Genomic DNA, 12895 nt, shown 5'->3' on the forward strand with positions numbered 1-12895 from the left:
CCTGCGCTGGACGGGCAGTTGATAGCTTCATCACCGTCGTATCGCGGCATCCCGCCTTCAAGCGGGTATTGCCATGGGCTATTCCACCCCGGCCAACGGCGACACGGCCGGTCCGTTCAAAGCCGTGCCATCGATGGCAAAATGCGAGCCATGGCAGGGGCAGTCCCAGCAGCGCTCGAGGGAGTTCCAGTGGACATGGCAGCCGATATGCGTGCATGCGGCCGAGCGCTTGTAGAGCGTGCCGTCCTCATCGCGAAACGCGGCAATTTTTGTGAGCCCTTCGCGAACGATGGCACCTTCACCCGGTCGCAGCTTGTCGACGGGATCGATTTCGCCAGGCGCGATATACTCAGCAAAACTCTTGATCACCGTCGCATTCTCAGCCAGGTAATCGCCGATCGCGCCTGCCGTCTTGCGAGACGGCTCGTAAAGTTCGCGCCAGGGGCTTTCCCCCTTCAGAATCAGGTCGGAGATCAATAGGCCGGCGACGACGCCATGGGTAATGCCCTGGCCCGAATCCCCAGTCGCTACAAAGACACGCTGGTTCCCAGGATTGCGGCCGATGAACCCCGCATAATCGACGGTCTCCATCACCTGCCCGGACCACCGGTTCGTTTCCATGCCGACATCGGGCACCAGCCTTTTGGTCCAGGCCGCGAGGGCCGCGAAGCGTTTGCCGGCATCATCGGCCTGTCCGGTTTTGTGGTCTTCACCTCCGACGATCAGGAAGTCGGTCCGACCTTTGCCAGGCTGAAGCCGAACGTAGTGATAAGGCTCTTCGGTATCCCAATACAGCGCATCCGGTATGGTATCGCGCGCGATCTCGAATGACATCGCGTAGGTCCGATAGGGCGCTTGCTTGGTATGGAGGGCGACCCGATCGTTGATCGGCGAGTTGGTGGCGACAACGGCCGATTTGGCAGACACGGTAAAGCCCGAAACCGTGGTTACGCGCACGCCGCCGTCAGTCTCCTCGACTTTTTCGACGATGGTGTCGGCATAAAGCGCGCCGCCGCGCGCGCGGATGCCTGCGACCAGCCCGCGGAGATATTTGAGCGGGTGGAAGGTCGCCTGATTGGCGTATCGAAGGGCCTGCCCATCCGAAAAGCCTGCAAACGGCACACCCCTGATCTTCTCGACGTCAACCCCGATTTTCAGAGCGGCGTCCAGCTCGCGCTTGATAACGGATTCCTGCCTGCCGGAAGCCGGAAAGAGAAAGCCCTCGAGGCGTCGGAAATCGCACGCGATACTGTCCGTCTCCTGGATTGATTGGATACGGTCGATAGCGGCCGATTGGCTTTGGTAGAAGATCCGCGCCAGGTCCTCACCGCGCAATTTGGTCAGTTCCGAAAAATAGTCATCGCAGACGGATGACAGGTGCGCAGTGGTGCGAGCCGTCATGCCGCTTCCAATCCGGCCGCGATCGACGACAGTCACCTTTTGCCCGGCGACGGCCAGTTCGTACGCGACCGACAGTCCGGCAATTCCAGACCCGACGACCACGACGTCGACTTGTTCGCTCTGCCCGAGCGGCGCCGCATCGGGCGCCACTTCGGTCGCCGCCCAGAGGGATACAGTCCTTTCGCTGCTGACATTCATTGGCGGAACCTTCCATCCACGACATTCGGTAAACGGACGCGTAGGTTCGAAGTTCCTCCACCTCTTCGGATGCCGGCAGTTTCGCCCGGACCTCTAAGGCGGTGGGGCGCTTCTTACGGAGAGCGTCCCAAGTTACTTTCCTCTGCTCCTCGACCGCTTCAGAAAGCTGAAAGCTCCCGGCAACGAATTCCCCGAAATGCACAGGTAGCGCTTCTGATTATCACAGCGCCGCCGATCCCGGGTGGAGCGGTTCTGGTGGTCGGAAGCGTCCAGTCGGGTGCCCAGCGCTGCGTTGGGTCGGGAAGATGTGATCCTCTCCTCCGTGATCGCGAGCATAGGGCAGCCAAGGGGCAACGCAAAACTGCTCATCAGGTCCGGTCCGTTGACGCCAATCGCGCTGCCGGACGCTTCTTCTCGACTGCGTGCGACAACCTATCCTTGGAGTGGGCATAACCCTCGTTCTAAGTCCATGATGCCGTCGTTGAGGAGCCCGGTCGCGCCGCCCCGCAAGGCCACGTCACAGGACGTTAAACAGGTAAAGCAAGATGATCACAACCAGTGGAACCCCCAACAGCCATAGAATTAGTCCGCGTACCATTGTTGCTCTCCGACTTCTTCGATGTTCGAGATCAACGCAAGCAGTATCGAGCGGGTTCCGTTTTCCCTATGCCCATCCTAATTGTCGTACATGTGAGCGCATAACATTCACGGAGAGCGGAACCTCGGCCTGCCGCCGCGCTTGCAGTCTCCGGAAGGAAATGCCGCATGTAGCGGATCGTAGAAGAGGAGTCCTCGCTGGAACGTCTCTTCGCAGAAAGGCAGGTGACCGGAAAATCCTTAAGGATGCGACTCGGTCCCTCGCTCGCGCAGGGCGATCTGAGAGCCGCTCATCTGCGGTACCACATCGAAATGGCCGAAATCTTGTCTTCGGCCCAAATTGGCCGCTATGCAGAACTCCGCGGATACGGCGGCGCTGCGTCAGTTCCGATTCATCGGATCCATCCGGCGAAACCTTGAGAGCACGTCCGACGGAGAGAGCACTTGGTGGCAACGAGACGCGTCTTCACCGCTTGCGGGTGGCGCGGCGTCTGTCCGGCGCCATCCGTGTGCAGTGTCACCCCATTGCATCCTTGAGCCTTCCGAGCACAGCCGCATCCCCATGATCAGGCGTCTTGTCGATCGGCTTGAATGACCTCGTGAGGCGGGACCGTCGGCTGCGCAATGATCCGCGCCGGCCGGTTGTTCTAGGCGCTGATATCGGGCCCCAGGGAGAGCTCTAAAGCTTCGGCCCTAGATCACGGCGCAAGATTTCTCTCAGGATCGAGGCTCGACCGATGCCGGTCAGCGATACAATGTCGCGTATCTGCTGCTCAGTGGCACCGACCTCCAGCCAAGCAGCTTGTACGTGATGACGATTATCTTCAGCACTGATGAACTGCCGAACGGCCTCGGCAAGGGGCTTGTGCCCGGCCTTGTCACGCTTTGCCATGTGCGATTATCCATCCGGTGTGTAGCCCGAACTCGCCAGTCACCAAATGGTTGCATGAAAGCCCTCGCCCCACGGAAGAAGAGGACGCGGGCCCATCGGAGGAGACTTATCCGATCTTGCAAAGCAAACCCGCGCCCCGAGGGGAGTGGAAGGACGCGGGCTGACCGGATCGGAGGACCAAGACCCGATCTTCCAGCACTGGGGCCAGTGCTGCGCGATTCAAACGTCTTGGCTCGGCCGGAGTTCCCGGACCGAAGACAAAAACCCACCGCGCCTTTCGGCACGGCGGGCTTTCAGTCGTTCACCAGGCACGGGTGTGGGCGGGGGGCTTGTGCCCGGATCGTAGGAACCTACGCTCGCCAGCTGCGTCGCGTCTACCAACCGGCGGTTGGCCCGATTGCGTTTGACAGACACGCGCTTATGATGACTGCTTAAAGCGCCGACCGGGCCTTTTGCCGAGCGGCTCGTTGTGCGGGAGGGACGCTATGGCCCAGCAGGAGCAGTGGCAGCTGGAAGGTAGCGCCGCGGAACTCTACGAGCGCTACCTGGTCCCGGCAATCACAACCCTGTGGGCTGCCGACCTGGTGGATCGCGCTGCCCCTCTATCTGGTGAGCGGGTTCTGGACGTAGCTTGCGGCACCGGCGTGGTGGCACGCTTGGCCGCCGAGCGTATGGGAAGTGGGCAGCTCATCGGCCTCGACATCAACACGGGCATGCTAGCCGTTGCTCGATCGCTCCCGAGAGGCGCTGGACCGCTCATCGACTGGCACGAGGGAAGCGCGCTCGAAATGCCGTTCCCTGACGCCACCTTCGATCTGGTTCTTTGCCAGCTCGGACTGCAGTTTTTTCCGGACCGATCGAGTGCGCTACGTGAGATGTTCCGGGTTCTGGTGCCTAACGGCCGACTGGCCTTAAGCGTTTTCAGCGCTATTGAGCATACTCCTGCGGCAAAGGCGCTGGCGGATGCCTTGGATCGGCATCTCGGTCCAGGCGCTTCGGCAACGAAACGGTCCGAGCATTCACTCGCCGACGCGGACGAGCTTTACCGATTGGTGGCCGGGGCGGGATTTCGTCGGGTGACCATCCTCACGACGACACAGAACATCCGATTCCCCTCGTCAACGGAATATGTGCGACTACAGCTGGCAGCGACTCCGCAGGCTGGGCTGGTCAGCGGAATGGATGCCGGACAGCGGGACGCAGTCATCGCAGCGATCATGGGTGATGTAAGTTCCTCGCTGGCAATCTATTCGACTGGAGGGGAGCTGATGTTCCCCCAAGAGGCTCACGTCGTGCTCGCACGCAAATAGCGCAGCTGGTTCTGCGGCATCCGTGTTCAACAGCGCCCACGCAAAGTGAGCCTAATTAGAGGAGCAGCGTAGCAACCCCTCCTCCTTGGCAGCAACCTCGAAGGCCTTCCTTACGTCCTCGGCTGTGCCCTCGTCCTCATGGACGGCCATGCAGGCCTTAACTGCCTTCTTCCACTTAGGTCCCCGCTTGGTCCACTTCATGAGTTCAGCAGCGGCTCCCTCGACGTTTGTTGCAGCCGTAGGTGAGCCCAGGTCGGTCGGTCTCGATGTTGACGGGAGGGTGAAACCAATGAAGAGGCCATGATACCTCCTACTCGGGCGAGAGATACATCTCCGCCTCCTTAGCGGCAGCCATGAAAGCCTTTCGTATCACATGAGGGTCAATCGGATCGCCCTCCAGTGCTGACAGGCAGAGGGTCCACGCCTTGTGCCAGCGAGGTCCTCTCCGGGTCCACGTCTTGAGCTGCTCAAGGGCTGCCCTCGTATTGTTGCAGCCATGCCTGGCACCGTCCGTTTCAGTCTTCACGAACACCGGAGGGACGAACCAAAGACTTGCCATGATACCTCCTACTCAGGCGAGAGATATACGCTCGCCTCCTTGGCCGCCGCCTCAAAGGCTTCACGGACCTCTTGGGGGACACTGCCCTCGAACGCGTCAACGCATGATTGGACCGCTTTCGTCCACCTCGGCCCCTTTGTGTCCCACGCCATGAGTTCCTCGGCGGCTTCCTCGACGTAGCTGACCCCATGGCGAATGCCCGGACCGCTGGCGCCGTCGAGTGCCGGATCAGATCGATTTGAGGTACTCGATCAGATCACTCTTTTCATGATCGGTCAGATCAAGGCTGAGATGACCGTCATAATGCTTGACAACATCATTGAGGGTGGCGAACCGGCCGTCGTGGTAAAAGCCGCCTTTGTGGATCTTCTCGATGTCCCAAAGGGCTCGCAGCGATGCCGTCCGGTAACGCTCGTCTGGGGACCGCATCGCCTGGAAGTCGTCAATCCCGATCTCGTCGGCCGTATGCAGGTTCCAGCCCGGTTCGGTGAAGAGCGGCGGCACGTGGCAAGTGCCGCATTTGGCCTTGTCGTTGAAGAGAACCTCTCCTTTCTCCGCAGCGGCGCTGTCGAAGGCGCCCTCCGGCGGTTTCGGGGTTGGCAGCGAGAGCTGATAGAAATGGAGTGCCGGCAACTTGGCTGTAATCCGGTCCTGCTTGTCCTGCTTGTGGCCCTGCTTCGTTCGTGCTGCGACCGGATACTTCTCGGCGTCATCAAGGCGCGGATCGTAAAACACGCCTTTCCCGTGCATCTCGAGATTGCCGACATAAGCGTTCCAGTAGCTCACCGTGCCCCAGGCTCCGGTCCATGTGTGGTTGTTTACACCGGCCAATCCGAACGCCGGCGGATTGAGCGTGGCGGCCGTCTTGCCGTCCGGCCGAAATGCTTTGCCGTCGAGGTTCAGTTCGGCATCGAATTTCCCGGGACCCCACGCCTCAACCGCCTTCTTCACCTCCGCTTCGGATATCTGCAGCATCTCGGTGAATGCCGTGAGATCAGGTGCGAGGGCGACGATCGCCCCGATATTGAGGTCACGGTTGGGCCAGCCGTCCAGCCTTTGCCCGATCCCGGGTGCGTAGGCGTCGTCGACGGTCGAATGGCACACCGCGCATTGGATGCCCACCGAAGTCAGCGTCTTTCCGTCCTCAGCGAAGAACCCGGTCACCCCGACAACGGCATTGGCTTTCAGCAGAACAAGCGTGCTCGCGGGATCCGCGAGGTCGACCTCGCCCTTGTTGAGCGCATCGGCCACATCCTTGGGAATGGCGTTCACATCGATCTTGAGGCCGAGTTCGAGGGCCTTTTCCGGGCTCAGGCCGGATCCTGTGCCGCCCAGCTTCTCACCTGCGATTGCCTCGTGGAGTTTAAGTTTGCCGCCCCAGAAGTCCTCGCTGCCGAAGGTGTCAAAGCGGAATGTCTCGCGGCCTTCCTCGAGATATCGCTTGGCCTGCTCGGCGGCAGCATTGTCGAAATCCTTCCCGCTTATTTTTCCTTTCGAGCTCATTTGAGCCGCGGCGGGGATCAAGGTTGAAGATAGGAGAAGAGCGAAAATTATCCCTGTACCGTTGAAACGCAAAGGCATGTCACGTCCCTCCCAAAGACGATTGCCAGTCGGCGGTCATCTTTGGTTCGCGGGACCTGAATTCCACGCGGAACGGAATGCAGCCGAATGTATTCAAACCTTCTAAATCAACAAAGGTTCCGGCCGGCGCACTGATTGTAATCGCAGAAAGAGGAACCTATCGGATCATGTTCGAGTAAGCGAGGACCTCACGATCACGCCGGGCCGGCGCACTCACTCTGCCGGTCTTCCAGTGCCATGTCGCGAAGATCATGGCCGTTGAGGTGCAGAAGATCGAAGGCGACGAAGCAGAGGTCATGCTGGCGCCGCGTGATCGCCTTCCGCAGGGCGGCAAAGTCCGAAATACCATCCTCGTTCAAGACGATGATTTCGCCGTCGATGATGGCACTCTCGACGTCCAGCGTCTTGGCCGCCGTCGCTAGGTCGCGGTATTTGGCAGTCCAATCAAGGCCGCGCCGGGTGAAAATGCGAATGTCCGCGTTTTCGATGATGATTTGTGACCTGTAGTCGTCGAACTTAGCTTTATGAAGCTAATCGTCACCTTTGGGCGGCTTGTCGACCAAGGTCGGCATCATCGGAGGAATAAATTCTAGCCGGCGGCCGGCAATCACTCGCTTGCGCACGGAATCGAGTCTAGGCCCGTCCCATCTGGTGGCTAGGGACGGCGACCGGCCCGCAAGCCGCCCCGGCGGTCAGGCCCGGCGGCCGGCTGGCTGTCGGGCAGTTCCACCTCGTTACATCAGGTCTTCAGCAACCCCGTCAAATTTCTTAAGGCCTGCGCTTGGACGCTTTCGCTTAAGAAGTCCCTGTTCAGATGCGGCCGCCTTGAAAGCAGCGAACGCAGCTTGGTGACTGCAATGTCCGGCCAGGCATTCCTCGATCATTCGGATTGCTTCAAGCCGGGACGGCTTTTCCATGAGTGGCCATGGTTGCTGAAGCGCCATCTCGGCGTCGGCTATCGAAGCGACCACCATCGGCTTGTGATTCAGGTAGACTGTAATCGGAATGAACGCCGCCATTTTTATCGCTCGCCAGGATTAAGGCGGTTAAACGCGAAGGCCATGGCGGTGGTTGCATCATCGCGACTAACACTGCCGATCGCATCGTGGACATGTCGCGCGCGGATCTGGCAGCGGAGCTATGGCCCTCATTTGGGGCGTTAGATCCAGCGGTCCCGGCGCTGGTCGCCGGCCACAAGAACAAGGCCCAACAGCAAGCCTACAGCCGCGCCCAGCATGAAGGCGGACGACACCGTGCCAGGATTTTCTTGAACGACACCGGAAGCAGTAGATGCCCTTTTGCGAAGTGCTTCCGTTGTCCGAGACACGCTATCGGCCGCGCCCTCATACCAACCAGTGGCTTCCTCGACCACCTCTTCAGCGCGCTCCGCGAGCGTCCGATTGATCTTGTTGATCTCGCGCTTCAGTTGCGCAACTTGCTTCTCCAAGGCTTCTTGAGCTTCGCGCTGCGTCTCCGTCGGCGTTGCGTCTTCGTTTGGGTCGTCGGCCATTGTGATCTCCCTTTTGGGTGGGGCTCAACGGCCGCCGCAGCGTAAAGGTTCCTCAGTAACAAAAAGGCCCGCGACCGTGAGGGCAGCGGACTGTCTGGACAGTTGTCCACTGTGGCGGCGAAGCTTGCGCGAGGACACAGAAACGCCTCGAACCCCGCATTCAACTGTTCGGGCTGTGCGAGCATCCCGGCTGTGGCAAGAATGCAGGATGGGGCTTTGCCAAGCCGAGACAGCCATCTCATTGGTTCTGCTTTGAACACCGTGCTCATTGGCGAGCGCGTCCTTTAGTCTCCTAGAGATGTCTAGTTCAGCCGAATATTCCATCTCTCAGCGCCAGACCTGCGGTGTTGATCTATTACCGGCCGATTAGGCTTCTGGACTCTCGCCCGCAATAGCGGCATTCTCCCTTTCGGGAGAAGGGCTTGGGCAAAATTCGCGGATATCGAGCGCCGATCAGGCTAACCGGTGGCGAAAACGCGCCGGAAGGATGCCATCACGGCGATGGCCGCGACCCCTCTTGGGACTGATCTGTATAGGCGTTGGTACGCTTGCCGCCGCATTGACTCAGTTCGTCTTCCAAAGCACCGCCGGCCTCCAGGGCACGATGACAAACTGGTCAGGAACGCTGCCTGGGCCAATGCGAGGCCGGGCATCTGTCATCGACGGCGACACGATCGAGATTGCTGGCCAACGAATCCGGCTGAACGGGATCGATGCGCCCGAGAGCGGGCAGTATTGCAATGACGCCAAGGGCTTCGAGTATCCCTGCGGGCGCCGCGCTGGCAAAGCCTTGGACGAGTTTCTCGCGGCATCACATAGACCGGTTCGGGCGTCTTGTAGGGAACTGCGAGCGGGCGGACGGTCGCAGCGTGCAGCGATGGCTTGTCGAGCAGGGTCTGGCCCTCGACTGGCCACGCTATTCGAATGGGACATTCGCCGCCGAGCAACGCACTGCCAAGGCGGCTCACCAAGGGCCGGTTCGATCAACCTTGGGATTGGCGTGCCGCGAACACCGACAAGGTCGAGACCGTCAGCGAGCCATCGACTAGCGTCGGGCTTCTCGACTCAGGTTGCAACATCAAAGGCAACATTGGCTCTGGTGGGCATATCTACCATGTGCCTGGCCAAAAATATTACGATGAGACGCGGACCACCTCGCGGAAGGGCGAACGGTGGTTTTGCAGCGAGGCCGAGGCGCGAGCGGCCGGCTGGCGGAAGGCAAGGCGATAAAGGGCCGACGGACAGCATCGCGTCGGCAAATTTGCCAGCGTGCGTCGTCTTCAATCCTCATCCCAGAAATCCTGCAGCGAGGCGTGCCGAAGGTCGTCCTCGCCCCGCAGATGCTTTACTCGCGCTTTGATCCCCGGCTTGACCCATTGTGTTGCCGGCCGCTTCTTCATATCGTTGGGCGCCGGCCCGGCATGCTCCTGCACCCGCTTCCAAAGCCGCTCCCGCATTTCGCGATGGACGCTTACGAAGGCACTGCCGACATATTTCCGGGTGCCCGGCTCGCCCATCAGAGCAAACGCCGGCTTGCCCCTCTCGCGTTCGACGCCGAGAAGTTCAAACTCGCTTTCGGTGAAGGATTTCGTCTTCAGCCAGTTGGTAGTCGGGCCGCTGCGGTATTTAGAGTTCCGCGCGCTTTGACACCATCCCCTCCAGGCCCGCCTTATCGACTAGATGGTAAATCGCGTTCGCCTCGCCCGGCAGCGCCTCGCTGAATTGGATTCGGCTGCCGGATTCAATAAGACCGGCCAAAATTTCCCGCCGGTCCTCCAGTGCCATGTCGCGAAGATCGTGGCCGTTGAGGTGCAGAAGATCGAAGGCGACGAAGCAGAGGTCATGCTGGCGCCGCGTGATCGCCTTCCGCAGGGCGGCAAAGTCCGAAATACCATCCTCGTTCAAGACGATGATTTCGCCGTCGATGATGGCACTCTCGACGTCCAGCGTCTTGGCCGCCGTCGCTAGGTCGCGGTATTTGGCAGTCCAATCAAGGCCGCGCCGGGTGAAAATGCGAATGTCCGCGTTTTCGATGATGATTTGTGACCTGTAGTCGTCGAACTTAGCTTTATGAAGCTAATCGTCACCTTTGGGCGGCTTGTCGACCAAGGTCGGCATTAGTGGCGGGACAAACTTCAAACGCATGCATTGACTCGCAAAACCGCGATTCAATTAGCATGCTCTTAATTAGTTCCGGAAAATTTTAACGAATCGTTGACCGCGCTGTCCCAGAATAGGACGGCGCGGTCAAACCCCCAAACGGGCTGCGCTGGCGGCTCCGGCAATTCGCCTTCCCGCGCCACTGTCGGAGCCGCTACCCACACTCCTCCAAAATTACCAGTAACGGTTGAATCAACTGTTACCGCACGTGCTTTCCAGTGCGTTTTCCCAGTCGTTAGACTTTGATGGAACAGGGCCTCGCCTTGTCGCCGTAAGGAATATCAGCATAGTCTGCCATGGCATCGAGAGCGTGCGCTCGCGGGTCTATTCCGACAAAGTCGACGGCAGGCTGTGTTTCGTCGTCTTCGCCAAAGCCAGCTGGGAGGCTGAACGGCTCCCTGTCATTAAGAAGGGACATTGGCTGCACGGCCTCCGTTGAAAGCCGCAGTCGCTGCGGCCGTGATCGTCTCCGCAAATCGAGGTGAGAAGGTCGCGCATCTTTTTCCGCCGAAGACGGTGAGTAGGTGAGGAATCGACCGTCTGGCGACCGAAGAAGTCGCAGCCCATAGATTCGGATGTCTGGCGTCAGCTCCGCGTCGAACCTATCGACGCATGGAAATCGCCCGTCACCCGCATGGGCGGCAGGCTCAATAGAAAGGATACGCATTTCGGGTTCCTGGAGAGTTACGCAGGCTAGATTCGGAGTAGCCGAGGCGCACGAATGCAGAACATTCGGGCTTTCACTTCGGGACTTTTTCGGGACTCCGGGTTCCGAAAACGGGCGATTTGAGCGCCTTTCGTTCCGAAAATGGAAAAGGCGCCAGAAGGCGCCTTCAATAAAAACTAGGGATCTCAAGGATTTAATGGTCGGAGTGGCCGGATTCGAACCGACGACCCCTTGACCCCCAGTCAAGTGCGCTACCGGGCTGCGCTACACTCCGGACCGGTCGCGATGTATCGTGATAACCCGGTCCGGGTCAACCGAATTCGGCGGCCGTCACGCCGATGCCCGGCATGGTGGATTTGAAGTTCCTGCTCTGTTGGACGTCGTCAGCATTCAGGAACTTCAAATCCAGAATCACACTCGTTTGTCTGGCTTGATGCTCTGGCGTCGCTGCTATGAGACGGGCCGTCGATTTTCCACGGATTGTGTTAGCACGGCTGTATTGATCAGCGCGTCTTCCGGAAGCCGGAGCGCGGAGGCTATTCGCCGAAGCTTCGATAAATCTGCATTCTTGCCGTTCTCGATGTCCGCGATTTCATCGACCGCCAGGCCGCACGTCAGAGACAGCTCTTCCATGCTGTATCCCCTGGTTTCTCGGATGGCCTTGAGGGCGCTGTGGTCGGGGGCAGCTTCGGTCGCCGACAGTTCGGAAAAAGCTTCGCTTGTTGCTATTTGGGGCATTTGGCAACTCCGTGGATTTAAAGAGTTTGATCAAATCAAGAAGTTGCCTGAGACGGCGCAGAGAATGCCCTCTCAATGGTGATTTGCCAAGCGCCAAAAATGCCGTCACGGCATCGTGATTCCGATCGGCGCAGCCCGGCACAGGCCTCGGCGGCACCGGCACGGGACCGTCATCCCGATCGGGTTCTTTGACTGGCCGATCGCCGAATTGTTCGACGGTTCTGAACCGCTCCCTTGTTAAGCGGCTGTCGCTGGCCCGTCAGCCGTTTTGAACGGATCGAATCAGCGGCAGAAGCCTGATGCAGGCAGAACGCGTCAGGGGGCTGCGAATATTTTTGAACCGACGCGTGAACCTTTCCTCTCCGGGCCGCACCAAGACGATATGGACGCCACAAGGCGGTCCCCAACCAGAAGGACGCCCTGACGGCGATCCTCGATCCAGAGAAGGAAATGCCCAAATGACCAATATCTCGAACTTCAAGCGCCTGTCGCTCGCCGCTGCGATCGTCGTCTCCGCCTTCGGCTCGATTTCAGTTCCGAGTTCGGCCTTCGCCAACGGCACGCATCCCACCGGCGACGGCGGCGCGGTTTGTAAGGGCGCGGGTCACTGTCTGGTGCTGCAGCTCGACTGCAAGGGTACATACACGGATGCCACCGACTCCAACGGCACCGTCTATGGCAAATGCAGCCAGACCGCGCAGGTCAGCCCGAAGAACAAGCTCAAGCTCGCGCGCTGATCGACTTGTTTTCAACGAAAATGGCGGCCTGTCCGCGCCGCCATTTTCTTTGTCTCAACGTGCCGATCTGGATGTCGGTCGCGACGTCTTCTGCTGTCGGCTGAGCAACAGGCTGGCGACGAGCCCGACCACAACCAGCCCGACAGCGGCCGCTGTCGCGGGATGATCGCGGGCTGTCTTCTCTATCACCCTGCTATGCCTCCTGATCGCAGGCAGAGCGTCACTGATGCGCTCGGCAAGGTCGGAGTAATAGTCCGACGCGGTGTCACGCCCGTCCTCGTAATAGGCGCTGCCGCGCCTGGACACGGCTTTTCTCAGCGCCGCCAGCTCCCTGGAGAGGGATGCGACCTGCTTTTCAAGGTCGATGTCGGAGAGGGTCGAAAAAGATACCATGATATGCTTCCTTCCTTTGCGAAAAAGAACGCATGATTTCGGAAGCAGTTCCGGTTTTTGCCGCCGATCGATCGGGCTTTAAAGCGCGTTGCGTCTGAAGGAATTCATGCGACCCGCTTTAAGTTCCTTTTATGCATGTCGTTATTCCAAAA

16 protein-coding genes and 1 tRNA gene are annotated in these 12895 nt (G+C 59.6%); 3 read left to right on the top strand and 14 right to left on the bottom strand.

Annotated elements, in window-relative coordinates; translation table 11 throughout:
* Nucleotides 1–78 precede the first annotated feature (78 nt).
* Both AC0L3N_RS07365 and AC0L3N_RS07370 read right to left on the bottom strand, forming a co-directional pair.
* Entirely contained in the window at nucleotides 79–1599 is a 1521-nt protein-coding gene (locus tag AC0L3N_RS07365; RefSeq protein WP_473546706.1) for an FAD-dependent oxidoreductase, read from the bottom strand.
* A 1276-nt stretch (nucleotides 1600–2875) separates the two neighbouring features.
* Nucleotides 2876–3088: a hypothetical protein gene (locus AC0L3N_RS07370; RefSeq protein WP_473546708.1), complete on the bottom strand. Its 213-nt coding sequence runs from the start codon at nucleotides 3086–3088 to the stop codon at nucleotides 2876–2878.
* A 485-nt stretch (nucleotides 3089–3573) separates the two neighbouring features.
* Between AC0L3N_RS07370 and AC0L3N_RS07375 the strand changes: the two genes are divergently transcribed.
* Nucleotides 3574–4398, top strand: coding sequence for a methyltransferase domain-containing protein (locus tag AC0L3N_RS07375; protein WP_473546710.1), 825 nt, complete (start codon nucleotides 3574–3576; stop codon nucleotides 4396–4398).
* Nucleotides 4399–4449: 51 nt separating this feature from the next.
* Here AC0L3N_RS07375 and AC0L3N_RS07380 read toward each other — a convergent pair whose 3' ends face one another.
* The 7 genes from AC0L3N_RS07380 to AC0L3N_RS07410 form a co-directional block, all read right to left on the bottom strand.
* On the bottom strand, nucleotides 4450–4599 hold the full coding sequence (locus AC0L3N_RS07380) for a DUF982 domain-containing protein (RefSeq protein WP_473546712.1): 150 nt from the start codon (nucleotides 4597–4599) through the stop codon (nucleotides 4450–4452).
* A gap of 109 nt (nucleotides 4600–4708) precedes the next feature.
* Nucleotides 4709–4957 (bottom strand): DUF982 domain-containing protein, encoded by a 249-nt coding sequence (locus AC0L3N_RS07385; protein ID WP_473546714.1) that lies wholly within the window; start codon nucleotides 4955–4957, stop codon nucleotides 4709–4711.
* 8 nt (nucleotides 4958–4965) lie between these two features.
* Nucleotides 4966–5154: a DUF982 domain-containing protein gene (locus AC0L3N_RS07390; RefSeq protein ID WP_473546809.1), complete on the bottom strand. Its 189-nt coding sequence runs from the start codon at nucleotides 5152–5154 to the stop codon at nucleotides 4966–4968.
* Between the two features lie 31 nt (nucleotides 5155–5185).
* A complete protein-coding gene (locus AC0L3N_RS07395; protein WP_473546716.1) occupies nucleotides 5186–6460 on the bottom strand; it encodes a hypothetical protein in 1275 nt (424 codons plus the stop codon).
* A gap of 272 nt (nucleotides 6461–6732) precedes the next feature.
* Complete coding sequence (locus tag AC0L3N_RS07400; RefSeq protein WP_473546811.1) at nucleotides 6733–7032, bottom strand: ATP-dependent DNA ligase; 300 nt, start codon at nucleotides 7030–7032, stop codon at nucleotides 6733–6735.
* A 240-nt stretch (nucleotides 7033–7272) separates the two neighbouring features.
* Entirely contained in the window at nucleotides 7273–7557 is a 285-nt protein-coding gene (locus AC0L3N_RS07405) for a DUF982 domain-containing protein (protein ID WP_292537025.1), read from the bottom strand.
* Between the two features lie 140 nt (nucleotides 7558–7697).
* Nucleotides 7698–8048 (bottom strand): hypothetical protein, encoded by a 351-nt coding sequence (locus tag AC0L3N_RS07410; protein WP_473546718.1) that lies wholly within the window; start codon nucleotides 8046–8048, stop codon nucleotides 7698–7700.
* Nucleotides 8049–8972: 924 nt separating this feature from the next.
* Between AC0L3N_RS07410 and AC0L3N_RS07415 the strand changes: the two genes are divergently transcribed.
* Complete coding sequence (locus AC0L3N_RS07415; protein WP_473546720.1) at nucleotides 8973–9278, top strand: sunset domain-containing protein; 306 nt, start codon at nucleotides 8973–8975, stop codon at nucleotides 9276–9278.
* Between the two features lie 50 nt (nucleotides 9279–9328).
* On the opposite strand, the gene AC0L3N_RS07420 is transcribed toward AC0L3N_RS07415, so the two are convergent.
* The 4 genes from AC0L3N_RS07420 to AC0L3N_RS07435 all read right to left on the bottom strand — a co-directional run bounded on the left by AC0L3N_RS07420 (nucleotide 9329) and on the right by AC0L3N_RS07435 (nucleotide 11613).
* Nucleotides 9329–9565: a hypothetical protein gene (locus AC0L3N_RS07420; protein WP_473546722.1), complete on the bottom strand. Its 237-nt coding sequence runs from the start codon at nucleotides 9563–9565 to the stop codon at nucleotides 9329–9331.
* A gap of 109 nt (nucleotides 9566–9674) precedes the next feature.
* A complete protein-coding gene (locus AC0L3N_RS07425; RefSeq protein ID WP_473546813.1) occupies nucleotides 9675–10088 on the bottom strand; it encodes an ATP-dependent DNA ligase in 414 nt (137 codons plus the stop codon).
* Nucleotides 10089–11072: 984 nt separating this feature from the next.
* A tRNA-Pro gene (locus AC0L3N_RS07430) sits at nucleotides 11073–11149 on the bottom strand.
* A 176-nt stretch (nucleotides 11150–11325) separates the two neighbouring features.
* Complete coding sequence (locus AC0L3N_RS07435; protein WP_095491037.1) at nucleotides 11326–11613, bottom strand: helix-turn-helix domain-containing protein; 288 nt, start codon at nucleotides 11611–11613, stop codon at nucleotides 11326–11328.
* A gap of 458 nt (nucleotides 11614–12071) precedes the next feature.
* Here AC0L3N_RS07435 and AC0L3N_RS07440 point away from each other — a divergent pair, with 458 nt between their 5' ends.
* Nucleotides 12072–12350, top strand: a complete 279-nt coding sequence (locus tag AC0L3N_RS07440) for a hypothetical protein (protein ID WP_473546724.1) — start codon at nucleotides 12072–12074, stop codon at nucleotides 12348–12350.
* Between the two features lie 54 nt (nucleotides 12351–12404).
* Here AC0L3N_RS07440 and AC0L3N_RS07445 read toward each other — a convergent pair whose 3' ends face one another.
* On the bottom strand, nucleotides 12405–12743 hold the full coding sequence (locus AC0L3N_RS07445) for a hypothetical protein (protein ID WP_123147532.1): 339 nt from the start codon (nucleotides 12741–12743) through the stop codon (nucleotides 12405–12407).
* Nucleotides 12744–12895: the final 152 nt, after the last annotated feature.

It is taken from the genome of Mesorhizobium sp. WSM4807, assembly GCF_055811615.1.

Coding starts and splice junctions, on each gene's coding strand:
- AC0L3N_RS07410 (WP_473546718.1), bottom strand. CDS start 8,048: ATGGCCGACGACCCAAACGAAGACGCAACGCCGACGGAGACGCAGCGC.
- AC0L3N_RS07420 (WP_473546722.1), bottom strand. CDS start 9,565: ATGGGCGAGCCGGGCACCCGGAAATATGTCGGCAGTGCCTTCGTAAGC.
- AC0L3N_RS07380 (WP_473546712.1), bottom strand. CDS start 4,599: ATGAAGTGGACCAAGCGGGGACCTAAGTGGAAGAAGGCAGTTAAGGCC.
- AC0L3N_RS07395 (WP_473546716.1), bottom strand. CDS start 6,460: ATGAGCTCGAAAGGAAAAATAAGCGGGAAGGATTTCGACAATGCTGCC.
- AC0L3N_RS07375 (WP_473546710.1), top strand. CDS start 3,574: ATGGCCCAGCAGGAGCAGTGGCAGCTGGAAGGTAGCGCCGCGGAACTC.
- AC0L3N_RS07370 (WP_473546708.1), bottom strand. CDS start 3,088: ATGGCAAAGCGTGACAAGGCCGGGCACAAGCCCCTTGCCGAGGCCGTT.
- AC0L3N_RS07405 (WP_292537025.1), bottom strand. CDS start 7,557: ATGGCGGCGTTCATTCCGATTACAGTCTACCTGAATCACAAGCCGATG.
- AC0L3N_RS07365 (WP_473546706.1), bottom strand. CDS start 1,599: ATGAATGTCAGCAGCGAAAGGACTGTATCCCTCTGGGCGGCGACCGAA.
- AC0L3N_RS07385 (WP_473546714.1), bottom strand. CDS start 4,957: ATGGCAAGTCTTTGGTTCGTCCCTCCGGTGTTCGTGAAGACTGAAACG.
- AC0L3N_RS07435 (WP_095491037.1), bottom strand. CDS start 11,613: ATGCCCCAAATAGCAACAAGCGAAGCTTTTTCCGAACTGTCGGCGACC.
- AC0L3N_RS07445 (WP_123147532.1), bottom strand. CDS start 12,743: ATGGTATCTTTTTCGACCCTCTCCGACATCGACCTTGAAAAGCAGGTC.
- AC0L3N_RS07440 (WP_473546724.1), top strand. CDS start 12,072: ATGACCAATATCTCGAACTTCAAGCGCCTGTCGCTCGCCGCTGCGATC.
- AC0L3N_RS07415 (WP_473546720.1), top strand. CDS start 8,973: ATGGGACATTCGCCGCCGAGCAACGCACTGCCAAGGCGGCTCACCAAG.